Raw genomic sequence first — 23,985 nt, 5'->3', positions numbered from 1 at the left:
CCGGCGACCTTGGCCGGTCTCATCGGCCTGCGCACGGAAATCAACGCGCAGGATACCGCGTTCACATTCCTGTCGGATCATGGTGAAACCGCCGTGACCTGGGCCGAACTTGCGGCCAGGGCCGGGCGAATCGCCGCACAGCTTCGGGCAAACGGTCTGAACGGCAGGAGGGCGCTGCTGCTGGCCTCCCCCGGTGCCGGGTTCGTGGCTGGACTTTACGGCTGCCTGCTGGCGGGGACCGTCGCCGTGCCCTGCCATTCCCGCGTCGGCGGAAACCACGGGGACCGTGTGAACCAGCTGGCCGAGGACGCGGCTCTGGGCGGCGTCCTCGCCGAAACCGCGGTGATCGGTCACCTCGACCAACACGATGAGCGACTGCCGGCCCTGCGCGGCCTGCCCCGGCTGCCCTTGGACAGTGACGACTTCGTCGAAGACTCCGGGGCCGGTGCGGGACACTGGGAGCCGCCGCCCATCATCGACCCGGCGGCACCGGCGATCATCCAGTTCACGTCGGGTTCGACCGGGCGGCCCCGCGGAGTAGTGCTGACCCATCGCAATCTGCTGGACAACCTGGCTCACAGCAGCCGCCTGTTCGGTCTGTCCGGCCGAAGCGTCGGGGTCAGTTGGCTGCCCCCCTACCATGACATGGGCCTGATCGGGGGCATTCTGTCGCCGCTCTACGCCGGATTTCCGGCGTTTATCCTGCCGCCCACCCATTTCCTGGGCCGGCCCCTGGACTGGCTGCGGGTCATCGCGCGAACGGGGGCAACCATCAGCGGCGCTCCCAATTTTGCCTACGATCTTTGCGTGGAAAAGGCCACGGACGAAGACATCGAAGCCCTGGACCTCAGCCACTGGGAGGTGGCCTTCTGCGGTGCCGAGCCGATTTTTCCCGACACGCTCGACCGCTTCGCCCGCCGCTTCGCCCGCGCCGGTTTCGACCCGTCCGCCTTTCGCGCCTGCTACGGGCTGGCGGAAGCGACGCTTTTCGTTAGCGGCTCGCCGGGGCGGCCGAAAGCGCGGTCCTTCGCTACCGACGCCTTGCAAAGGTTCCGCGTCGAGCCGGTGGCATCGGATGGGCAGACCTTGGTCGGGCATGGGCACCCGCCACCGGGCATCGACATCGCGATCGTCGATCCCGTGGAACGCAGGCGCTGCGAGGCGGATGAGGTCGGTGAAATCTGGGTTCGCGGTGCCAGCGTCTCCAACGGATACTGGCAGCGGGAGATGGAAACCGGCGACGTCTTTCAAGGGGTGCTTCAGGAAGCAGGGGAGGGGGGGTTTCTGCGAACTGGCGACCTGGGGTTCGTGTTCGACGGCGATCTGTTCATCACCGGGCGGTCCAAGGATCTGATCATCGTCGCGGGGGCGAATCACGCGCCTCAGAATCTGGAGCGGATCGCCGAAACTTGCCACCCTGCGCTCCGTGCCTCTGGCTGTGCGGCATTTTCGGTGCCGGACGAGGCCGCGCGCTGCGAACGGATCGTTATCGTGCAGGAAGTGCTACGCCGGCACCGGCATGGCGACCTTCGGGCCATTGCCGACGCGATACGCCAGTCCGTGCTGTCGGCTCAAGGGCTACAGGCCGATTGGGTGGTTCTCATTCCCCACGGCGCCCTGCCCAGAACATCGAGCGGCAAGGTGCGGCGCCGTGCGTGCCGCGACGCCTTTCTGGACGGTACCCTTACGCGCCGTGCACTGGCCGTCGTTTCGTCCGCTTTGGAAGCAGGGGGCGCCGCAGCGCAAGGCGCGGACATCCCCGCGGACGGCCATGAACGGCGGCATCTGGTGCGGATCTATCTGGAGGAGCAGATCGCGCGAGCCATGGGACGGGACGGGACCATCGACGGTTCGGTGCCGCTTGCCTTTCTCGGCATCGATTCCCTCTCGGGAGCCGTCCTTCTCGGCGGTCTCGAAGCCCGATTCGGCGTTAGAGGCAGTCTACAGCAACTGCTCGAAAGCAGCCTGACGGATCTGGTGGACCGGATCGCCGCCGACGCACCGAACGGTGAGCGTGGCCGGTCGGCGGAGGCGGTCCCCGGCGCCGGAAGCCGGGACGACGGGCTTTCCTTTGTCCAGAAAGGGCTGTGGTACCTTCATGCAGGGCATCCCGAGAGCTCCGAATCGATCCTGGCCTTGGCTTGGCGCCTGCCCGCCAGGACGGAGACCGCCGACGTCGAGAAAGCCTGCCGCGATCTTCTGGAGCGTCATCCTCTGCTGCGGGCTGTGTTCCCGGCGATGGACGACGGCGGTCAGCGCCGGATCGTCCGGGACGAACCGGTGTTCGCGTTCCGCCGTCACGACGGGACGGGTAGCGGGAACGCCCTGGCGGTTGCCCTGAACCGGGAGGCATGGCGGCCCTTCGATCTGACCCACGGCCCCCTGATTCGCTTCGATCTATTCGCCGGCGACGGGGACCGGATGGTGCTGCTGGTCAGCGTCCATCACATCATTTGCGATTATTGGTCGCTTTCGCTGCTGTTCGAGGAACTGGCCACGGCGATCGCCGCCCCCGGTGCGGTGATCCCGGCTCCGGACCGGAGCTTTGCCGATTACGTCGTCCAGCAGAGGGCTATGCTTGCCGGTCCCGATGGCGAACGGCTCCGCGCCTATTGGACGGGGGTGTTGCGCGACCTGCCGCCGCTGGCCAGGCTGGAAGCCGGCTCCCGCCGGATGACGCAGGCCGGCGGGAGTTCTCTGGAATTCTCCATTCCCGCTGCCGTGCTCACGGTGCTGAAGGCACTGGCGGACTCCCGTCGGGTGTCCCTATTCACGGTTCTCCTGGCCGCTTTCAACGTGGTGGCCCAGCGGTTTCTGGCGGAAGATGATTTCGTCGTCGGCTCCGCGGTCGCGGCCCGTCCGTCCCCGGACTGGGGGCGCACCGTCGGTCCCCTGGTCAATCTGCTGCCCTTGGCCGCCCGGATCCGCGGCGACGCGCCGTTCCCGGCCGTGCTCGAACGCACGTGGGACGTGGTTCTGGGGGCACTCGACCACAAGGACTATCCCTTCGCCCTGATGGTCGAGCAGCACCGCGGGGCGCGGCCGGAATCGGGCAATCCGTTCTTCGCCATCGTCTTCAATCTGCTGAGCGCCAGCGTCCCCTTCAGCCGCGGGTTCGATGCCTTGTCTGCCGAACCGATCCCCCTGACCAAGCCCGACAGCCAGTTCGATCTGATGCTCTCGGTCACGGAACGCGAGGATGGGCTGGCCTGCCTCATCGAATACGACCGCAGCGCGGTCGGCGACGAGACCGTGTCCGCCATGGCGGCCCATTACCGGTTGTTGGCCGAGGAAATCGCCCGTGACCCCGAGCGGCGGGTGTCTGAATTCCCGGTCCCCGAAGACGGGCTGGGCCAGGCGGCGGGACGGAACGGCGGTGTTCTACGCGGCGGGGATGGGGTCTGCTGGGTCCGGGATCTGTTCGAAGCTGCCGTCCGGCGCACGCCCGACGCCATCGCGGTGCGCAGCGGTGGCGAAGCACTCACTTATGCGCAGCTTGACGCGCGGGCAAACCGGCTTGCCGATCACTTGCGCGCACGTGGGGCGTTCCCGGACCGCTTCGTGGGGGTGGCGCTGGAACGGTCGTGCGCCATAGCGGTGGCGCTTCTCGCGGTCAACAAGGCCGGTGCTGCCTATGTCCCCCTCGACCCGACCCATCCGCCGGAAAGGAACGCCCGCATCCTGGCGGAGTGCGGAGCCGGAATCCTCATCACCCAGGACCGTCTGGCGCCGACTTTCAGGGGCACCGCCCCGGAACTGGTGGTGATCGACCGCGGCCCGCCGGGGGTGGAGAACCGGCCCGATAGCGATCCGGAACTGTGCGTCCGTCCGGATCATCGTGTGCCGGATCACATCGCTTATGTGCTGTTCACCTCCGGCTCCACCGGACAGCCCAAAGGGGTGATGGTCACCCAGCGCGGCCTGACCAACATGCTGCAATCGATGGTCGGGAAGACCGGCATTACGGCAGAGGACCGTCTGGCGGCCGTCACGACGTTTTCGTTCGACATGGCGCAGGTGGAGCTGTTCCTGCCCCTGATCGTCGGCGGCAGTGTCGACATCCTGCCCGCCTGCGAAACCAACCACGGTGAGGCGCTGCGGGACGCGCTGACCCGCGCGACCGTCATGCAGGCGACCCCAGCGACGTGGCAAATGCTCACCGAGGCCGGATGGCGGGAGGGGCGGCATCTGACCGTTATCACCGGAGGCGAGGCGCTGAACGAGCAGCTGGCCCAACGCATGCTGGAAACCGGCGCCAGAGTGTTGAACTATTACGGCCCGACGGAAACGGCGGTGTATTCGACCGGACAGCTGATCGATCGGGCCGACGACATCGCCATCGGCGGGCCGATCGCCGACACCCAGGTCTATGTGCTGGACGCGTGGATGCGGCCCCGGCCCGCCGGCTTGTCGGGCGAGCTTTATATCGGCGGGGCGGGGCTGGCGCGCGGCTATCTGGGCCGGCCCGATCTGACCGCCGAACGGTTCATCCCGGACCCGTTCGGCCCGGCCGGGGGGCGGCTTTACCGCACCGGCGACAGGGTGCGTTTCAGGCCGGACGGGAACCTCGACTATCTGGGCCGGCTGGACCGCCAGGTGAAGATCCGCGGGCACCGCATCGAGCCGGGAGAGGTGGAGGCTGTCCTGCGCCGGCACCCAGTGGTCGAAGACGCTCTGGTGGTGCCGCGGGCGTCCGTATCCGGCGACACGGTGCTGACGGCCTACGTCATTCTCCGGTCCGCCTTTCGGCCATCCTCCGACGCGGACGCCCGGCACCGGATCGAGGTCCTGAAAGAGCATCTCGCCGCAGCACTGCCCCGCATCATGGTGCCGCGGGATCTGGTCTTCCTCGATGCGATGCCGCGCCTGTCCAATGGCAAGATCGACCGCAAGGCGCTTCCCGTCCCCGACCCGCTGCTGGCGGGGACCAGCGACGCCGCCCCCGCCACGCCGACCGAATATGCGGTCGCGCGGATCTGGGCAGACCTGCTGGGGGCCGGCGCGATCGGGCGGGACGACGACTTCTTCGCCCTGGGAGGCCACTCGCTGCTCGGGATGCGGCTGTCCGCCGCGATCCACAAGGCGTTCGGCGTCGAACTGCGCCAGACGGTATTGTTCCACAAGTCCACATTGCGTCAGCTTTCGGCGGACATCGACCGGCTGCTGGAACGGCGGGTCGAGCCGGATGCACCGCCCCCGGCGAACGCGGCGGTGTTCCAGGAGCCTCTTCCGCTCACCGCACCGCAGCAGCGGGTCTGGTATCTGGAAAGCCTCATGCCAGGGACCCCGGCACTGAACAGCGTCTTTTGCGCCCGCATCTGGGGGACGCTTGATGTCGGGCGGCTGCGTGCGGCGCTGGGAGCCTTGGTGCGCCGCCATCCGATCCTGCGCTCGACTTTCCGGGTCATCGACGGCGAACCTCGCCGGGAGGTGCATGAGCGGCTCGCCCCCGATGCCCAAGTCGTCGAATGGCCAAACGACGCCGACAGCCGCGACGCTCAGGCTTTTGCCCATTTCGATGACGCGATCCACCGGCCCTTCGACCTGGGGACCGGTCCCCTGCTGCGGCTGTTCGTCTATCCCGGACCATCGGACCTGATCCTCGGGCTGGTGACCCACCACCTGATCGCCGACGGGCTGTCGCTCGACATCGCCATGGGCGAGTTGTCCGTCCTCTACAACGGCCTGGCTGCCGCGGACGCTTGGGCGGAGGCCGTGCCGTCTCCGGCCACGGACGGCGGGAGCGAGGCCGTGCATGTTGCCCGACACAAGGATGCACGGCTCGAGGACGGGCTGCGTTACTGGCGCGAGGCGCTGACCGGTCTGTCGCCGCTCAACCTGCCCCCCGATTTCCCGCGTCCGCCCGTCTTGTCCTGGAACGGGGATTGGCGCGAACTGCGTCTCGGTCAGGCCCGGTCGGAGCGGTTGCGTCGTTTCGCCGCCATCGAGCGCAAGACCCCGTTCATGGTCCTCCTGGCCGCGTTGAACATCGAATTGGCCCGCCTGTGCGATCAGCCGGACATAATCGTCGGCACGGCCGTCGCCAACCGGGAAGGGCCAGAGGTGTTTGAGGCCATCGGCAATTTCGTCAACATGCTGGCCTTGCGCACCCACGTGGACGGCGGCGCAACGTTCCGCGACGTTCTGGAGCGGACCCGTGCCACCTGCCTGGAGGCGTTCCGCCATCAGCACGTCCCCTTCGAACAGGTGGTCGCCGAGGTGAAGGCCGACCGCCACCTTGCTCATAGCGTGCTTCTGCCCGTCCTGTTCGTGCTTCAGCCGCCACGCAGCCGGCAGGATTTCGCCGGGATGCCCGTGGAGGTGGTGGAGCGCGGACTGAGGGCGGCTCGCGCCGATCTGGAGATTCATTTCTGGGACGAGCCGGAGTTCATCGGGCGCGTCGTCTACAGCACGGATCTTTTCGCCCCCGAAACCGTCGAGCGGTTCATCGACCGGTTCCTGGCACTGCTCGACCACATGATGGACGACCCCGAACGGAGCCTCGCCGCCGGCCTGCCGCTGGCGGCGGACGACCGGCGGCTGATCGGGCGCTTCCGGTGTGCCGAAGCCGCACTCCCGACACCGTTCGAGCCCGTCCACGCCATGATCCAGCGGCAGGCCGAGCGACAGCCGGACGCCGTTGCCGTGCGCTGTGGCGGCCGGATGCTCACCTACCGCCAATTGGACAAGGACGCCGGGCGGCTGAGCCGGCGCCTGCGACGGCTGGGGGTCGGTCCCGAGGTCCGGGCCGGGGTTCTGCTGCCGCGGTCCGTCGATGCGGTTATCGCCATTCTAGCGGTTCTGAAGGCGGGCGGCGCCTATGTGCCGCTCGATCCGCTTCACCCGCCCCAGCGCCTCAATGCCATCCTGCGGTCGTCCGATGCGGCGGCGGTGATCACCACCGGGGAACTGGCCGACGTTCTGGCGGAAACTGGCCCGGCCGCCATCCTGATCGACGGAGGACAGGACGGGGAAGAGGACGGTGAGGCGCAACGGCCGGCGACGGTCGATTCCGGCCATCTGGCATACGTCATCCACACCTCCGGCTCCACCGGCGTGCCGAAGGGCGTGCAAATCACCCATGGGGCGCTGGCCAATTTGGTCATGTCGATGCGGCATCTGATCGGCATCGGGGCCGGCGATGTCCAGACATCGCAGGCGAGCTTCGCCTTCGACGCTTCGGTCGCGGAGATCTTTCCGCCGCTGGCCGCCGGGGCGACCCTGGCCCTCCTGCCGGAGTCCGCCTTGGCGGACGGACACAGCATGAGGACGGCGATCCTGGATGCCGGAGCCACCGTGGTTCAGGCCACCGCGACCCAGTGGCGGATGCTGCTCGAAGCGGGCGGTTTCGGCAACCGGCAGATCAAGGCTTTGTTCGGGGCAGAACCGGCCGATCCGCAGCTCGTTGCCGCGATCACCGCCACTCACGACCGGGTGTGGCATATGTACGGCCCAACCGAGACGACGGTCTGGTCGGCGGCCCAGGTGGTGTCGGCGGGCATGTCGCTCTCGCTTGGGGAACCGCTGGCCGGCACTGACCTCCACATCCTTGACGACCATGGGAACCCGGTGCCCATCGGCGTGGAAGGGGAACTGTGCATCGGCGGCATCGGGCTGGCGCGGGGATACCTGAACGCCCCGGCGGAAACCGCCCTCCGCTTCATGCCCGACCCGTTCTGCGGCCGGCCCGGCGCTCGCCTCTACCGCACCGGGGACCGCGCCCGGATGCTCGCCAGCGGCGATGTCGTGCTGTGCGGCCGCACGGATCACCAGATCAAGCTGCGAGGCTTCCGGATCGAAGCGGGCGAGGTCGAAGCCGCGCTGCTCCGGCACACCGAAATCGCTGTCGCTGCCGTCACGGTGAACCACCGGCCCGGCCAAGCCGACCGCCTCGTCGCCCATGTCCAAACGGCGGCGGGGTGCGGCCTGCCGCCGCCGGAAGTGCTGCGGCACAGCTTGGGCCGGGTACTGCCCCATTACATGATCCCGTCACTCTTCATCCCCGTCGAACGGATGCCGCGGACCGCCACCGGTAAGCTGGACCGCAAGGCGCTGCCGGCCGTCGAGGATACGCGGCCTTCCCTTGGAGAAGAATTCACGGCACCACGCACCGAAGAAGAACGGAAGATTGCCGAGATATGGCGCAATGTTCTATCGATCGATAGGGTTGGTATCTATGATAACTTCTTCGCACTTGGAGGAGACTCCATGAGGGCGCTGAGGGTTATTTACGAGTCCCGTGCCATTGGGCTGGACATCACGCTTCAATATTTGCTGAGCAACCCGACAGTCTTCGCCCTGGCCCAGAACCTCCCGGAGGCTCCGGCATTGGAGGGGATGCCAGAGGGGGGGGAAGAGACGGTTCCTTTTGCCCTGCTGTCGGTGGAAGACCGCGCCCGGCTGCGCACCTTGCAGTCCCGTGCGGGTGAGAGGTGAACCATGGATTCCGGCTGCGCCAACGGCGCCGACATCATCGACGCCTATCCGTTGACCCGTCTGCAGGCAGGGATGCTGTTCCACAGTCTTTACGACGAGGATGCGGTATCCATTTATCTGAACGTCTTCAGCTTTACGGTGAAAGCCCGGTTGGACGAGACCGCCCTGACCAAAGCGGTTCAGGCCGCCGTTCAGCGCCACGCCGTTCTGCGAACCGGCTTCGACTTGGGTGGGTTCAGCGAACCCGTGCAGATCGTCTATGCCTCCTGCCCGGTTGCAGTGGCCGTGGGCGATTGGCGGTCGGTGCCGCCGGAGAACCGGAAGCAACGGGTGTCCGATTGGATTGCCGGTCAGCGGCGACGCGGCTTCGACATCAAGGCGCCGCCGCTTTTCACCGTGCATGCCCATCTCTGGGACGATGAGACTTTCCAGTTCAGCCTGCGCTTCCACCACGCCATTCTCGACGGCTGGAGCGTCGGCGTTCTATTGGTCGAGGTGTTGAACGAGTACGCGTGCCGGCTGAATGGGATAGTCCCGCCGCCGCTGCCCGGCGCCGGTGCAATTTTCCGGCGCTCTGTGGAATTGGAGCAGGCGGCCGTACGGTCGGCGGCCCAGCGGGAATTCTGGAACGATTACTTGCGCGACAACCCGGCGTCGTCGGTTTCCCGCGGCCACCGCCGGCAGGGGGAATGGGCGGGCGGCGCCACCGAACGGACGGTGGATGTGCCGGCAGCCATCGGGACGTCGCTGGGCCGTCTGGCCGCGAAGCTCGGCGTCCCGCTCAAGAGCCTGTTCTTCGCCGCACACCTCCGCGTTCTAACCGTTCTGTGCGAAAACCGCGAGGTTGTGACGGGGCTGCTGACCAACGGGCGGCCGGAGCAACCCGGCGCCGAAGCAGCTCTCGGCCTGTTTCTGAACGTCGTCCCGTTCCGGCTGCGGCTGCGGCCGGAAAGCTGGCGGGATCTCATCATTCAGACCGTCGAGGCCGAGACGCGGCTTTCCCCGTTCCGGCGCTACCCGCTGGCCGAGATTGTCAAAGAGCAGAGCGGGCGCGCTCCCTTCGATACCGTCTTTAGCTTCACCGACTTCACCGCGGCTGCGGAACGGCTCGACGGCGGACTTGCCCTGACCGACGCGGTGTTCGCCGAGATGACCAATTTCGCCCTGCTGGTGCGGGTCGAAGCCGTTGTCGACGGGGGTGGCTACAGGCTGGTGATCCAGGGCGACGAAAGCGCCCTGGACATTCCGCTGGCCTCGATCGCCGACGCTTTCCTGACCGTCCTTGCGGCCATGGCGGACGATTCCGGCGCCGACCACGACACGCTTCCGCTGGCAGGAGGTGGAGAACTGGCGGCGGCGCTTGGCGGGTGGAACGCCACTCACCACGTCTGGCCCGATCCGGCGGTGATGCCGGATCTGTTTGAACGGCAGGCCGCCCTGACCCCGGATGCCGTCGCCGTCGCCGGCCCGGCGACGATCACCTATGGGGCGCTGAACCGCCGGGCCAATCAGCTGGCCCGCCATCTGCGCGCGCACGGTGTCGGCGCCGAAACCCCGGTCGCTGTATACATCGAGCGGTCGGTGGACCTGCTCGCAGCACTTCTGGCTGTGCTGAAGGCCGGCGGCACCTTCATTCCGCTGGACCCCGCTGGCCCGGTGCCGCGCAACCGCGCTATACTGGCCGCCTGCGGCGTCCCGGTTCTGATCATGGCCGATGACGGTCCGCCGCCGCCGTTGCCCGGCGCGCGTCCGGTGATCGTCCGCCTGGACGAGGAGCGGCAGGCCATCACGGCGCATCCCGACGATGACCTGCCGCACAGGTCATCCCCCGACCAGCTCGCCTATATCATCCACACATCGGGATCCACCGGGACGCCGAAAGGAGTGATGGTCACTCGGCGTGCCCTGGGGAATCTGCTCCTGACCATGGGGAAGCGGATCGGAATCGGGCCGTCCGATCTCTGGGGTGCGGTGACGACGCCGCTTTTCGACATCGCCTATGCCGAGCTGTTCCTGCCGTTGACCGTCGGCGCTGCGGTCAAGATCCTGCCCCTCGACCGGGTGGTCGATGGCAACCTCTGGCGCTCGGAGATGGACGGCACGACCATCGTGCAGGCAACTCCGTCCGGCTGGCGTCTGCTGTTGGACGCGGGCTGGACCAACGGTTCCGGCCTGACCGCCGTCAGCGGCGGGGAGGCTTTGCCGCCCGATCTCGTCCGCCAGCTTCTCGCCACGGGTGTGCGGCTCCTGAATTGCTTCGGGCCGACGGAAACCACGATCTGGTCCAGCAGCCAATGGATCGATGCCGCGTCTGGCGATGAGGTGTCCATCGGCGTCCCGTTCGCCAACACCACCGCTTGGGTGCTCGACTGCTGGGGGCAGCCGGCGCCGTTCGGGGCAGCCGGCGAGCTATTCTTTGGCGGCGACGGTCTGGCACGGGGGTATGCCGGGCAAGCCGGCCTGACGGCGGAGCGATTCCTACCCGATCCATTCGGCCCACCAGGCAGCCGGCTGTATCGGACCGGCGACCGCGTGCGGCAGCGGCCCGACGGCAGCTTGATGTTCCTCGGCCGTCTGGACCGGCAGGTGAAGGTCAACGGCTTCCGCGTCGAATTGGGAGAGATCGAAGCGGTGCTGCAACGGCAGCCCGCGGTCCGGGAGGCCGTGGCCGCGGCCCATTCTGGCGACAGGGGGCGCCCGGAACTGGCGGTGTTCGTGGTCCTGGACGCCGCCGCTACCGCCGGCGTGACCGCGGAACAGGCGGTCGGTGCTCTGGGGGCTGTCCTGGAGCGGTCGCTACCTCGGTTCATGGTGCCCACCCGGTTCGCGGTCCTGCCGGAGATTCCGCGGCTGGCCAACGGCAAGATCGATTACCGCGCCCTGCCGGTTCCCGGAACGCGGCGGACGGCGCCGACGCACACCCCCCCCCGTACCCCCGCCGAGAGTTGGCTGGCCGGTGCCTTCGCCGACCTGCTGAAGGTGGAGCAGGTGGGTGTCCACGACGATTTTTTCGCCGCAGGGGGCGATTCACAACTGTGCTTACAGCTGGTGTCGAAGGTGGAGATCGAATTCGGTGTCCAGCTCCCCATGCGCGCCGTCTTCGAGGCGCCGACGGTGGAACAGCTTGCCGCAGTGGTGCTTGAGGAAGCCGAGCGCCGCCGCCGGATCGCGACGTCGGAAAAAGACCGGATGGACGAGGCCATTCAGAAGCTTTCTGACGCCGACATCGCCTGTCTGCTCAACGACCCTGTGATCCAGCGGGAAATGCAGATGCTGATCACTTGAACGACAAAGAACAGAGGACGGATCCATGAGCATTCAGGACGCCGCGCCGTCATCGCCCTCCGCGTTGCGCGATCTCCTGTCGAAATGGCTGCAAGTCGCCGGAAGCGGCACCAACCTTTCGGTCGAGCAGCACCGTGTGTGGCTACTGCACACCCTCAATCCGGCCAATCTGCCGCCGGTACTGGCGGCCTACTCCTTGGCCGGCGCGCTTGATCCGGTGCGGCTCAAGCAGAGTTTGGACGCCGTGGCGGGACGGAACGACCTGTTGACCACGCGCATCGTCGACATGGCCGGCAAGCCGCTGCGCATTCCGGGATGCCCCATTCCGGCATTGGAGATCGTGGATCTGAGCGGCGTGCCGGACGATCGATGCCGGCAGGAGGTGGTGCGTCTGGTCCACGATCTGGCGGGCCGGACGTTCGACATCGCCGCGGCGCCGGGTTGGCGGGCCACCCTGGTGAAAACGGCCCAAGCCGCTCACGTCCTGCTGGTCGCGATGCACAGGATCATCGCCGCCGACGATACCCCGGACATCCTGATCCGCGACCTGAGGGCGCGGTACGGGGCCGGCAGCGGACCGGCGCCGGAGGGCGAGGCCGCGCCTCCTGCCTTCTCGAACTTCGTGGAGCGGCAGCGCGCCCATCTGGACTCTGCGGCGGCGGAGGACTCACTGCGGTTCTGGCGCGGGGCGCTTGCCGGGAGTCCGGTTCTTTCCCTTCCGTCCGCTCATCAACGGCCCCCGGTTTTGACCCACGACGCCTTCTCGCGTGTCCGGCATCTGGACGGCGGGTCACTGGCGCGGCTCCGGTCCCTGGGGCAGGACGGCGGCGATCCGTCCCTCCCCTACCTGACCGCTTACCGGATCGGTCTGGCTTGGGCCTCCGGCCGGAACGATCTGGCGGTGGGCATGGAGGTCAGGCTCCCAGAATGGCGAAGCACCGCCGGCCCCTGTTCGACCATGGTGGCGCTCCGGACCGTCATCGACCCGGACCACAGCTTTGCCATGGTATTGCGGGACACGGCGTCGGTGCTGCGGAATGCGCTGGCACATGCCGCCGTTCCCTTCGGCCATGTGGTCAAAGATCTGCAACCCCAACGCGACCTGAGCCGGACACCGCTGTTCCAGGCATCGTTCCGCCACGAATGCCGGGAATCTCCCGCCGAAACGGGGGGGATCACCTGGACCCGGTTCCCGGTGGACACGGGCCGTTCACTCTTCGAACTGGAATTCCATGTCGTCGAGGAAGAAGCTGCGGCAACGCTGACCCTCCGAGCCAACCGTTCCATTTACGACTCCGGAACGATAGACCGGCTGCTGGACCATATCCTTGTCCTGCTGGACCGGATGGCCGCTCAACCCGAGGCTGCCGTCCGCCCGACCTCGGCCGATGGAGAGCCGGTTCATCCGGCTCTGCCGGCGGAAATGGGCCGGCAGGATTCGCGTTGCATCCACCACCTTGTGGAAGAGCAGGCTGCGCGCACGCCGGATGCCGACGCCCTCGTCTACGGGCAGCAGGCGCTGAGCTATCAAGAGCTGAACCGGCAGGCGAACCGCATGGCGCATTTCCTGATCCGCCACGGCATAGGGCCGGAGGTGCGGGTGGGCCTGTTCGCGCACCCCTCGCCGGAATTCGTCATTGCGATGCTGGCTGTCCTGAAGGCGGGCGGCGCCTATATACCCATCGATCCCGGCCAGCCGGACGAACGGGTGCGCCTGCTGGTCGCGCGCACAGACTTGCGGCTGATCCTGGCCTGCCCCGGCCTGTCCGGGCGGCTGCCGGACATCGCTGCGGCCAGGGCCGTGGAGATCGGCAATCCCGAGCTTGTCCGGGATGAGCCACACAGCAATCCCGCATGCCCGGTCGCCCCCGCCAACCTCGCCTACATCATCCACACCTCCGGTTCCACGGGGCAGCCCAAGGGGGTGATGCTGACGCACCGGGGCGTTGTCAGCAATCTGATCTGGCGACAGGACATCTGGCCGCTCGGCCAGCGGGACCGCGTGCTGCAGCATTATTCGTTCAGCTTCGATCCGTCGGTCTGGGCCACGTTCTGGCCACTGATGTCGGGGGCCGCCATTGTGCTGCCGCCGTCCCGGGAACGGTTCGATGCAACGCTGTTCGTGCAGGACATCATCGATCATCGGGTCACCGTGTACGGCGCCACCCCCAGCATGCACGGCGCGCTGGTGGAGACTGCCGGCATTGGTCGGGCATCGGCTCTCCGTCTGGTCTTGAGCGGCGGCGAGCAACTGACCAGCGCGTTGCAGAAGCTCATCGAAACCAGGACCGGGGCGCGGGTGGCCAACCTTTACGGACCTACGGAAGCGACCATCGACGCCACGGTCTGGGAAGGAGAGGTGGAGCCGACGTCGTCGATTGTGCCGATCGGGCGTCCGTTGCCCTTCGCGCGGGTTTTGGTTCTCGACGGCAGTCTGCGTCCGGTTCCCGCGGGCGTGATAGGGGAGATCTGCATCGGCGGGCCGGGGCTGGCCCGTGGGTATGCCGGCTATCCCGCCCTGACGGCGGAACGTTTCGTCCCCGATCCCTTCGTCGCCGAACCCGGCGCCCGTCTGTATCGGACGGGTGACCTGGGCAGGGTGCGCCCGGACGGAGCCATTGAGTTCGTCGGCCGCGAGGACGGGCAGATAAAGGTGCGCGGATACCGCGTCGAGTTGGGCGAGATCGAGCATCATTTGGCTGCGCATCCCCAGGTGCGGTCAGCGGCGGTGATAGCGCGTTCGGACGGCCAAGGCTCATCGCGGCTGGTCGCTTTCGTGGCCCCGGCCGGACCCGATTCCGGGGATCTCGCGGATTTCCTCCGGCTGCGGCTTCCCGACTACATGGTGCCCGCCGAGATCGCCGTCCTGGACCGGCTGCCCCACACGCCCAACGGCAAGATCGACCGCAAGGCGCTGGCCGAACGGAAGCCGGAAGCCGGCACCCGTTCGGAAACCGCCATCCCGCCGCGCACCCCCATGGAACGGGAAATCGCCGCCGCCGTGCAGGCCATTCTGTCTGTGGACGGAATCGGCGTTCTGGACAATTTCTTCGATCATGGTGGTGATTCGATCACCGCGGCGCGACTGGCGTCGCGTCTGTCCAATGACTACGATCTCGACCTACCCGTTCAAGAGATTTTCCAGGAACCTACTGTCGAGAGCATCGCCGCCCTCGTCGAGGGACTCCGTTCCGGCGGTGCCGCTACCGGTGCCACCCCGTGGACGGTCGAGCGGCTTCAGGCGGAGGTGCGTCCAGCCCTGGACCTGATGCCCGGCGCACCCCCCGGGGACCACTGTTGGACGGATCCCGAGCACATTTTCATCACAGGCGCCACCGGCTATCTCGGGGCGGTCCTGATCGATGCTTTGGCACGGAGAACCAATGCCACGCTCCATTGTCTGGTACGCGCCACCGGCCCCAATCAGGCGCAGGAGCGCGTCGAATCCACGCTCCGTTTCTTCCGCTGCTGGAACGACGGGCTGCGCGACCGCCTGAACGCCGTGCCGGGCGATTTGGGCAAGCCGGAACTCGGACTGCCGCCGAGAGATTTCCAAGCGCTGGCCGAGCGGATCGACGTGATCTACCACAGCGGCGCCCTGGTCAATTTCGTTTATCCCTATTCGGTCCTGAAAGCCCCCAACGTGCTGGCAACGGGCGACATCCTGCGGCTTGCCTGCACAGGGCGGCTGAAGGCGGTCCACTATGTGTCCACCATCGACACCCTGCTGGGGACCCGCGTTCCCCGGCCTTACAGGGAAGACGATCTGGCGTACCGCGTCCCAGTACGTGTGCCCGACGGCTATCCGCGCAGCAAATGGGTGGCGGAAATGTTGGTTTCGGCGGCGGGCGAACGGGGGGTGCCCGTCACCGTCTATCGGCCGGGCCTGATCATGGGCCACACCCGCACCGGCGCCACCCAGACCAACAATTATCTCGTGGTCGGTCTCAAGGGCTATCTGGAGCTGGGCATCTTGCCCGAGGACGAAAACCTCTTCGACATCATTCCGGTGGACTACGCCGCGGACGCGATCGCCCATCTTTCTCTGCAACGCGGTTCCATCGGCAAGACCTTCCACCTGTGGCATCACAACCCGATCCCCACGATGCAGACATACGACTGGGTGCGGTCGTTCGGCTATCGCGTCGAAACTGTTTCGCGTGAGGTCGCCCGCAAGCGCGTCCTGACCGTTGGCCCCGACAACCCGCTTTACCCCTTCGTCCCCCATTTCCAACGGGAAAACCCGGCCACAGCCGAAAAATCCATGTTTCACCCAGACATCATGAAGGATGTGGACAGTCGTCTGGAATGCCGCAACACGGACGCAGGGCTTGCCGGTTCCGGGATCGCCTGTCCAGAGATCAGCGAAGCGCTGGTCCACAAATGCTTCGAATTCCTTGTGGAGTCCGATTTTCTCCCCAGCCCTCCGGCGGTGTCCGCGGCGACCGGCCGGCCGGGCGCCATCGCTTAGCAGGAGAAGGGCACGATGCCTCCGATGTCTGCCAATTCGATTTCGGTGCCCCACGTCCATCTTCCAAAGCCCGAGAATCTTCCCTTGGGATGGGGGGCTTTCGCCGAACTTTCGTCCCTCGGCCGTTCGGCGGTGACGGCGGTGCTCGACGCCCGGTCGGCACCGGAAAAGCGGTTCCGCTTACGTGACGCGCTCGGGGTTCTGCCCCCGCCGTCACTGCCCGCCACGGCGTATGATCCGGTGTTCGGGGAGAGTGCCGACGGTACCGCCCACGACGTGTATTGCCGGGTGGTGCGGGTGTCCGGCGACGCCACCGCGCTTTTCGTCGGCGGCGCGTTACAGATTCTTCTTCGGCTTGCGGAGGTGCTGGAACGGGAAACGACCTCCCTTGAGCCGGAACAAGCGGTGCAGATGTTCGCCGCCATTGAAAGCGTCCTGTCGGCAGCGGTGGGGAAGGGCGCTGTGGCCCACCCGGCGGCCGGCCCGTCCCTGGCGTCGGCGGCGGATGCGGTTGCGCCCCGGCCCATGGACCGTTGGATCTTCGGTCATCACGTGTTCGTCGTTCTCATCCAGGGACTGATCGTGGCGCTCCACCATTTCGAGTCCGTTCTCACCGCGTCAGGTACCAGTGATGTGGACGGGGAGGGTGCTTTAGACGCGGCGCTCCGGCATTTGACAGAACTGCTGACCGGCTCCGCCATTGCTCTTCGGTTCACCGGCGCTTTTTCCGTCGGTGCCTACAACGATACGGTGCGTCCATCCATGATGCCGCCCGCCGCTCCGAAGGGCATGAGCGGGCTGCTGTCTTCCGATCATGCCTTTCTGGTCCACCGCCTGACCGCCCTGAAACCGCGGTTCGCCACCCTCACGCTGGCCCACCAGCCAGCCTACCGGCAGTTTCGGGACGCGTTCGCCAGCACCTACGACGCGCACAGGTTCGTCTGCCAGCAGTTCACAGGCGACGAAAAGGCAAGCCTGCGGACAACCGCAAAAGCCGAAGTGCCGGCAGTGGAGGTGCTGGACCGCTTCAAGCGAAGCCGGCTCGCCCTGTTTCCCGAAAGCCCTGACCCGGATGCCCCGGCGGGCTGACGAGACCGGCAGACGATTGAACCGCTATTTCAATCGTCTGCCGGCTCCCCTGGCGACGGTGCGCCCGCATCGGCACAGGGAAAACCGCTTGGTGTCTGAATGCGATACGGCAAGGCAAGTCATTGCCTTGCCGGTATGAGACCAGAAACATAAACGAATTCCGTGTATTGCAAGGAATGACCTCATGCTGAACAGACTTCAAATTAACGATGACCTTTACCAGTATGTCTTCGATGTATCAGTAAAAGAAACGGATGTGTTGAAGCGTTTGCGCGAAGAAACCGGAAAGTTGCCGCTGGCGGAAATGCAGATTCCCGCCGAGCAGGGGCAGTTCCTGGGCTTTCTGGTCCAGGCGCTCAGGGCCCGCAAGGTTCTGGAGGTGGGGGTGTTCACTGGCTACAGCACGCTGTGGATGGCGGGCGGACTGCCGGACGAGGGCCGGATCGTGGCCTGCGACATCAGCCGCGAATGGACCGATATCGCCCGGCGCCACTGGCAGGAAGCGGGCGTGAGCGATCAGATCGACCTGCGGATCGGTCCCGCCATCGATACCCTGGCGGGACTGATCGGGCAGGGCCACGCCGACAGCTTCGACTTCGCCTTCATTGACGCGGATAAGGAGAATTACCTCGCCTACTATGAGCACTGCGTCACACTGGTCCGTCCGGGCGGAGTCATCGCCATCGACAACGTGCTGCGCTCCGGTGAGGTGATCGACCCATCCGTCACCGAGGCCGGGACCGTCCAGATTCGCTGGCTGAATGAACGGATACGCGACGACCAGCGGGTTTTATCCTGTCTGTTGCCCATGGCCGACGGCCTGACCCTGGCCATGAAGCGGATTTCCTGAGGAGCAGGGCCATGTCGGTCACGAGCGAGCGCGCTATCCTGCCCGGTCCCTTCGCACCGCCCGGTGTCGGTCATCGCTGGCAGGGGCTTCAGATGCTGTCCGACCAGATCGGCTTTTTCGTCCGGATGCAGCGGCGCTATGGCGAGATCTGTAGTTGGGCGAAGAACGACCAAAAGTTTATCAATATCTACGGTCCGCGCTACAACAGGTTGCTGCTGAGCGATCCGGAAACATTCGTGATCGACGCGTTCCGGGAGCATCACCTGCCGGTCGGATCATCGTTCGAACGTCTGACCCTGAGCCTGATGCGGTTGAACGGCAACGCCCACCAGCGGCACCGCAAGATGATTCAGCCGGCTTTCCGCACTTATCAGCTGGAGCGATACCGGCAGATCATCGTCGACGAGACGGACCGTTTTCTCGCCGGCTGGCAGCCCGGTGAATCCCGGCAGTTGGACGAGGATTTCCTGAAACTGGTCACGCTGATCAGCATGAGGACTATGTTCGGCATGGAAGCCGAAACCGACGGCGAACGGCTGGTGGCTCTGATCAAGCAGTTGATCCGGCAGTTCTCGTCGCCGCTGATCCTCCTCCTTCCCTTCAATGTGCCCGGATTGCCGTTCCGCGCCATTCTGGACACCACGGACAAGATAGAACGGTTCGTCATGGACGCCATCGAGCGGAAGCGGGCGGACTTGGACCGTTACGACGATGTGCTGGCGGAGATGATGAAGGCCAGGGATGAAACCGGCTCCGGTTTCACCAACGAGGAGCTGGTTGCCCACGCCTACACCATCCTGTGTCAGGAAGCGGCGGCGTCGGCCCTGCTCTGGACCTTCTTCCTTCTGGATTGCCATCCTGATGTCTATCGCCGCGTGGCCGCCGAGATCGATGAGAAGCTGCACGGCGCGCCGCCCGGCATGAACGATCTGAAGGAGCTGACGTATCTGGACAGGGTTCTGAAGGAAGCGCTGCGCCTGTTTCCGTCATCGCCCTTCGGCCTGCGCTACGCCGTCCGTGACTGCACGCTCGGTGATCATGACCTGAAGAAAGGAACCGGCATCTTCTTTAGCTCGTATGTCACGCACCGGATGCCGGAGATATTCGAGAACCCGCTGGCGTTCGATCCAGATCGCTGGACCTCTGCCGCCTGTTCGCCCTTCGAATACCTACCGTTCGGGGCCGGCGCCCATCATTGCATCGGCCAGGGACTGGCCCTGGTGGAGCTGAAGGTGATACTGGCCATGATCCTGCAGCGGTTCATGGTGAGGCTTCAGCCCAAGACCCGGATCGATCTGACGGTGAAGATCTCGCTCGTTCCCAAACAGGGTCTGGCGGCAGTGCTGCGGCGGCGGGAAGCCGGCCACGATGGGACCGTTCCGGAGATCTCCGGTAACGTTCTTTCCGCCGTTATCGTATCTGGAAGCACCGCGATCGAGGGAAGCTGATGAGCCCGTCGCAAGATGGGGCGGCCCGGGCGGACGACGGCATCGGGCGGGTGTAAGAGCGGCCTTGGAAACCGCCGCAAACCTGGGGCAGCGTGGTCGGCCCCCGCTCGAGGCGAAGGACGGCGGTGTCGCTGAGCACGGTGTTGTCGTCGCCGACGATGCGGAGATGGAGTTCAACGCGGATAGCTGTAGCTGCTTGAGATCATCGGCGGCCGTGCTCGCTTTCATCGCCGAATCCTGCTCGAAATCGGTGAGAACGAGACGGGGCTTATGCTCAGATTAACTGCGACTGTGCTCACAGTCGGTGCGACATGCTCGCAATCATCCGGCCTTGCTCACATTGCGTGAGACGATGGCTTCAGCGTTCCCACGGATTGACGATGGGCAGCCCACAGTCCAGGAAATCCGCCACGTTTCTGGTTGCCAATGCGGCGCCCCGGGATGATGCGATGGCGGCGATTTGCGCATCGAAAGCGCCGGTCGGCCGGCCTTTCAGCCGCCGTCCCGCCGCGATGGGCGCGAACGCCGTGGCTGCCATGGCGTCGAAAGGCAGCACCCGGCCGGCGAAGTCCTCGGCAAACATCTGCTCGGCTGCCGCCAACAGATCGTTCCGGCGACGCCCTTCCGGCAGCAGGGCGAGGCCGAACAGGATTTCCGCTTGCGTGACGGTTGTTGTGAACAGACTGGCAGCGGGTTGCCCGGCGATCCAACGGAGTACCGCTTCGGACGGTGCGGGACGCATCAACTCCGAGAGCACGTTGGTGTCCAGGACGATCATCAGTCGAAGCTCGGCGGATTGCGCAGAGGCTCGCGGCCCACGTCCGGCACGTCAACGCCACCGAGTCGCGCGAACCGCTGTCGGATAGCCTCTCCGAGGTGGGTCGCGGGCTGGCGCTCTTCCGTGAGCGCCGCGCGCAGAATATGACGGGCTTCCTCTTCCATGGAGCGGCCATGGTGGGCGGCACGGACCCGCAGCCGCGCCTTCAAAGGATCCTCCAAGTTTCGGATCGTGATGCTGGCCATCGGTCGCTCCTGAGATGATCGAGAGGAAGATGTTAAGCGATGATTGCGTTGATTGCAATGATGTGCGGCTCGTTTTGGTAGACCCCATTGGGCCGTCCCGCTGAGACACTTATCACGTCTCATTAGGGTGGATTTCGATATCCGGAGACGCTATCGTCAGCAGGTCTAGATGCATGTGAGACGGACATGGCGATTTACGGCTACGCTCGGGCCTCGACCATTGACCAGGACGTCGCGATCCAGGAGCAGGCGCTGCATCGGGCCGGCTGCGACGTGGTGCGTTCGGAGAAGGCGAGCGGCGCCACGCGTGCCGGCCGGTCAGAGTTGTCGCTGCTGCTGAACTTCCTGCACCCGGGGGACACGCTGATGGTCACCCGCATCGACCGTCTGGCGCGCTCGATCAAGGATCTCCAGGACATCGTGCATGAACTGCGCTTGAAGGGCGCGGTGCTGAAGGCGACGGAGCAGCCGATCGACACGGCCACAGCGGCCGGCAAAGCCTTCCTCGACATGCTGGGTGTGTTCGCGGAATTCGAAACAAACCTCAGGCGCGAACGGCAGATGGAAGGCATCGCCCAGGCCAAGGCGAAGGGCGTCTACAAGGGCCGTAAGCGGTCCATCGATCCGGCGGAGGTCCGTCGCCTGAAGGAACAGGAACGGCTTGGAGCCACGGCTATTGCCGAACGCCTCGGAATCGGGCGGGCTTCCGTCTACCGCGCGTTGGCAGCCGGCGATGTCTGAGGGCCGGCGGCAGGTTCCGTCAGAAGCACTGGTGAACCTGCGCCGCCGGCTGGACGCCTTGCCGCCCCGTCATCCGGATCGCCTGGAAATCCTGCGATCCGCCGCCGAGCTTTATGGGGTGTCCCGAGCCACGGTTTACCGCGCACTGCAACGGCAGTGGCGGCCGAAAGGGGTTCGTCGGGCCGATCGGGGGAAGCCCCGCAAGCTCGATTTGGCCGAAATGGAGCGGTACTGCGAGATCATCGCCGCTCTGAAGCTACGGACCACCAACAAGAAGGGCCGGCATCTGTCCACCGCGCGAGCCATCGAACTGATGGAGGAGCATGGCGTGGAAACGCCTGACGGGTTGGTGAAGCTTCCGTCTGGATCGCTCACCCGGCCGACGGCGGACCGATATCTCAGGGCCTGGGGTTACGATCATGAGCGCCTGACCCGCGCGCCGGCGGCGGTCCGCTTCCAGGCACGACGGTCGAACGAGTTGTGGCAGTTCGACATGAGCCCGTCGGACCTGAAGCATGTCAAGCAGCCGCTCTGGATCGAGCCCGGCCGCGGAGCGCCGACCCTGATGCTGTTCAGCATCGCTGACGACCGCAGCGGCGTCGTCTACCAGGAATACCGGTGTGTCTACGGAGAGGACGCGGAATCGGCTCTGCGCTTCCTCTACAACGCCATGGCAGCCAAGCCCGAGGAGGACATGCCGTTCCAGGGTATCCCTGAGGCGATCTACATGGATAACGGTCCGGTCACCCGCTCACGCGTGTTTCAGAACGTCATGGCCTGCCTGGGCGTCAAGGTCATGTCTCACCTGCCGGCGGGGAGCGACGGCCGGCGCACCACCGCCCGGTCCAAGGGCAAGGTCGAGCGGCCGTTCCGGACCGTCAAGGACGTCCATGAGACGCTCTACCATTTCCACGAGCCGCAGGACGAGGCGGAAGCTAACCTGTGGCTGCGCCGCTTTCTTGTCCGCTACAACGCCCAGGATCACCGGTCCGAGCCGCACAGCCGCCTCGAGGACTGGGTGCGGCACCTGCCGGAGAAGGGCTATCGCGAGATGTGTGCCTGGGACCGGTTCTGCGCTTTCGCGCGGGAGCCGGAACGGCGCAAGGTCGGCATCGACACCCGTATCACCGTGGATGGCGTGGCCTACGAGGTCGATCCGGACCTGGCCGGCGAGGACGTGGTGCTCTGGTGGGGGCTGTTCGACCAGGAACTCTACGTCGAGCATGGTGACCGGCGGTATGGTCCCTACGGCCCGGTCGGCGGTCCCATCCCGCTGCACAAGTACCGCAAGCATCAGAAGACCAAGTCCGAGGAGCGCGCCGACCGGGTGGCCGAACTGGCAGAGCGCATCGGCCTGCCGCGCGCGGCCCTGGACGGCGGCACCTCGCCCCTGCCACCGCCCGTTACGGCACCGGCCGCCAAGGTGGCGTTCGCCGATCCGGACCCCTACCGCACCCTGACCTTTTCCGACATCATCGCAGCCAAGCGCGCGATCGCCGGCGAGATCGGCTTGGCGTTGGCGAAGCTGCCGCCCGAGGACCGGGCCTGGATCGACACGCTGGTGCGGGAGACCCTGGCCAAGGACGAGGTGCTGACGAGGGTGCGGGCGTACTTCAGGCAGCGGACGGGAGGGGGCGGGGCATGCTGACGGAGGTCATGGAATATTTCAGGCTGGAGCGGGACCTGCTGATGGCCGGGTATTATGAGACCGACCATCACCGCCAGCTCATCAAGGATGTGAAGGCGTCCATCCTGGCTGGCCGCCTGGTGGCGGTCGCCGGCGTCGTCGGCAGTGGCAAAACAGTGCTGCTTCGCCGCATCCAGGATGAACTGACCCGCGAGGGGCGCGTCACGGTGTCGAAGAGCCTGTCGGTGGACAAGGACCGCACCACCATCCCGACCCTCATCACCGCGCTGTTCCACGACCTCTCGCCGGACAAGGACCCGAAGATCCCGACCCTGGGCGAGAAGCGGGAGCGCGAGTTGCAACAGCTTGTGCGTCGCGGCCGCAAGCCGGTGGCCCTGTTCGTCGACGAGGCGCACGATCTGCATGGCAAGACGCTGATCGGCCTGAAACGGTTGATGGAGGTGGTGGCCGATGGCGGCGGCATGCTCTCCGTGGTGCTGGTGGGCCATCCCAAACTCCGGAACGACCTCCGGCGCCCGACCATGGAAGAGATCGGCTACCGGTCGGTGGTGTTCGAGTTCGACGGCATGGCGGGCAACCAGCTCGCCTACATCCGCTGGCTCCTCGCACGCTGTGCCGGCGAGGGCATCGACATCGGCGAGCTGATCGAGGCGGTGGCCGTGGAGTTGCTGGCCAGCCGCCTGAAGACCCCGCTTCAGATCGAGCAGCATCTGACCCTTGCGTTCGAGGAAGCATTCCGGATCGGGGACCGACCGGTCACAGTCCAGGTGGTCGAGAGCATCCTGTCGCGTCAGCTCGACGATCTGGAACCGCGGCTGACCCGTCACGGCTACAGCGTGCGCTCCCTGGCCGACCAGTTCAGCGTCAAACCGGCGGAGATCCGCCAGTTTCTCCGTGGTGAACTGGGAGGAGCCAGAGCCCAGGAACTGACGCAACAGATGCAGGCGGCTGGGCTGCCGCTCTAACAGGACGCGGAAAAAGGCTCGTGTATGGC

The 23,985-nt window shown here is 66.1% G+C and carries 11 protein-coding genes; 9 read left to right on the top strand and 2 right to left on the bottom strand.

Annotated elements, in window-relative coordinates; genetic code table 11:
* The first annotated feature begins 9 nt into the window (after positions 1–9).
* The 6 genes from AZL_RS32635 to AZL_RS32610 all read left to right on the top strand — a co-directional run bounded on the left by AZL_RS32635 (position 10) and on the right by AZL_RS32610 (position 19,579).
* Entirely contained in the window at positions 10–8,436 is an 8,427-nt protein-coding gene (locus tag AZL_RS32635; RefSeq protein ID WP_158306033.1) for a non-ribosomal peptide synthetase, read from the top strand.
* Between the two features lie 3 nt (positions 8,437–8,439).
* Positions 8,440–11,721 (top strand): non-ribosomal peptide synthetase, encoded by a 3,282-nt coding sequence (locus AZL_RS32630; protein WP_012978616.1) that lies wholly within the window; start codon positions 8,440–8,442, stop codon positions 11,719–11,721.
* Positions 11,722–11,746: 25 nt separating this feature from the next.
* Positions 11,747–16,192: a non-ribosomal peptide synthetase gene (locus tag AZL_RS32625; RefSeq protein ID WP_012978615.1), complete on the top strand. Its 4,446-nt coding sequence runs from the start codon at positions 11,747–11,749 to the stop codon at positions 16,190–16,192.
* A 24-nt stretch (positions 16,193–16,216) separates the two neighbouring features.
* Positions 16,217–17,281 (top strand): hypothetical protein, encoded by a 1,065-nt coding sequence (locus tag AZL_RS33765; protein ID WP_148219824.1) that lies wholly within the window; start codon positions 16,217–16,219, stop codon positions 17,279–17,281.
* A 184-nt stretch (positions 17,282–17,465) separates the two neighbouring features.
* Entirely contained in the window at positions 17,466–18,131 is a 666-nt protein-coding gene (locus tag AZL_RS32615) for an O-methyltransferase (RefSeq protein WP_012978613.1), read from the top strand.
* 11 nt (positions 18,132–18,142) lie between these two features.
* Positions 18,143–19,579, top strand: coding sequence for a cytochrome P450 (locus tag AZL_RS32610; RefSeq protein ID WP_012978612.1), 1,437 nt, complete (start codon positions 18,143–18,145; stop codon positions 19,577–19,579).
* Between the two features lie 358 nt (positions 19,580–19,937).
* Here AZL_RS32610 and AZL_RS32605 read toward each other — a convergent pair whose 3' ends face one another.
* Both AZL_RS32605 and AZL_RS32600 read right to left on the bottom strand, forming a co-directional pair.
* On the bottom strand, positions 19,938–20,357 hold the full coding sequence (locus AZL_RS32605) for a type II toxin-antitoxin system VapC family toxin (protein ID WP_012978611.1): 420 nt from the start codon (positions 20,355–20,357) through the stop codon (positions 19,938–19,940).
* The gene (locus tag AZL_RS32600; RefSeq protein ID WP_012978610.1) at positions 20,357–20,602 is read right to left on the bottom strand and encodes a FitA-like ribbon-helix-helix domain-containing protein; all 246 of its coding nucleotides are present in this window, start codon (positions 20,600–20,602) and stop codon (positions 20,357–20,359) included. Before AZL_RS32600 ends, AZL_RS32605 begins: the two co-directional genes overlap by 1 nt.
* A gap of 186 nt (positions 20,603–20,788) precedes the next feature.
* On the opposite strand from AZL_RS32600, the gene AZL_RS32595 reads away from it, so the two are divergent.
* From AZL_RS32595 to AZL_RS32585, 3 genes are read left to right on the top strand one after another with little or no spacing between them, the layout of a single operon-like run.
* Positions 20,789–21,343: a recombinase family protein gene (locus AZL_RS32595; RefSeq protein WP_012978609.1), complete on the top strand. Its 555-nt coding sequence runs from the start codon at positions 20,789–20,791 to the stop codon at positions 21,341–21,343.
* Complete coding sequence (locus AZL_RS32590; protein ID WP_012978608.1) at positions 21,336–22,991, top strand: IS481-like element ISAzs36 family transposase; 1,656 nt, start codon at positions 21,336–21,338, stop codon at positions 22,989–22,991. The genes AZL_RS32595 and AZL_RS32590 overlap by 8 nt, the downstream gene beginning before the upstream one ends.
* Entirely contained in the window at positions 22,985–23,956 is a 972-nt protein-coding gene (locus AZL_RS32585) for an ExeA family protein (protein WP_012978607.1), read from the top strand. The genes AZL_RS32590 and AZL_RS32585 overlap by 7 nt, the downstream gene beginning before the upstream one ends.
* The last annotated feature ends 29 nt before the right edge of the window (positions 23,957–23,985 follow it).

The organism is Azospirillum sp. B510, from assembly GCF_000010725.1.
GTDB lineage: Bacteria > Pseudomonadota > Alphaproteobacteria > Azospirillales > Azospirillaceae > Azospirillum > Azospirillum lipoferum_B.
Note: the sequence above shows the minus strand (reverse complement) of the source record. Positions and strands in the feature narration are given on the sequence as shown.

What these genes read in the sequence shown, in the direction of transcription:
- AZL_RS32630 (WP_012978616.1), top strand. Translation starts at nt 8,440, where the DNA reads ATGGATTCCGGCTGCGCCAACGGCGCCGACATCATCGACGCCTATCCG.
- AZL_RS32625 (WP_012978615.1), top strand. Translation starts at nt 11,747, where the DNA reads ATGAGCATTCAGGACGCCGCGCCGTCATCGCCCTCCGCGTTGCGCGAT.
- AZL_RS33765 (WP_148219824.1), top strand. Translation starts at nt 16,217, where the DNA reads ATGTCTGCCAATTCGATTTCGGTGCCCCACGTCCATCTTCCAAAGCCC.
- AZL_RS32615 (WP_012978613.1), top strand. Translation starts at nt 17,466, where the DNA reads ATGCTGAACAGACTTCAAATTAACGATGACCTTTACCAGTATGTCTTC.
- AZL_RS32610 (WP_012978612.1), top strand. Translation starts at nt 18,143, where the DNA reads ATGTCGGTCACGAGCGAGCGCGCTATCCTGCCCGGTCCCTTCGCACCG.
- AZL_RS32605 (WP_012978611.1), bottom strand. Translation starts at nt 20,357, where the DNA reads ATGATCGTCCTGGACACCAACGTGCTCTCGGAGTTGATGCGTCCCGCA.
- AZL_RS32600 (WP_012978610.1), bottom strand. Translation starts at nt 20,602, where the DNA reads ATGGCCAGCATCACGATCCGAAACTTGGAGGATCCTTTGAAGGCGCGG.
- AZL_RS32595 (WP_012978609.1), top strand. Translation starts at nt 20,789, where the DNA reads ATGGCGATTTACGGCTACGCTCGGGCCTCGACCATTGACCAGGACGTC.
- AZL_RS32590 (WP_012978608.1), top strand. Translation starts at nt 21,336, where the DNA reads ATGTCTGAGGGCCGGCGGCAGGTTCCGTCAGAAGCACTGGTGAACCTG.
- AZL_RS32585 (WP_012978607.1), top strand. Translation starts at nt 22,985, where the DNA reads ATGCTGACGGAGGTCATGGAATATTTCAGGCTGGAGCGGGACCTGCTG.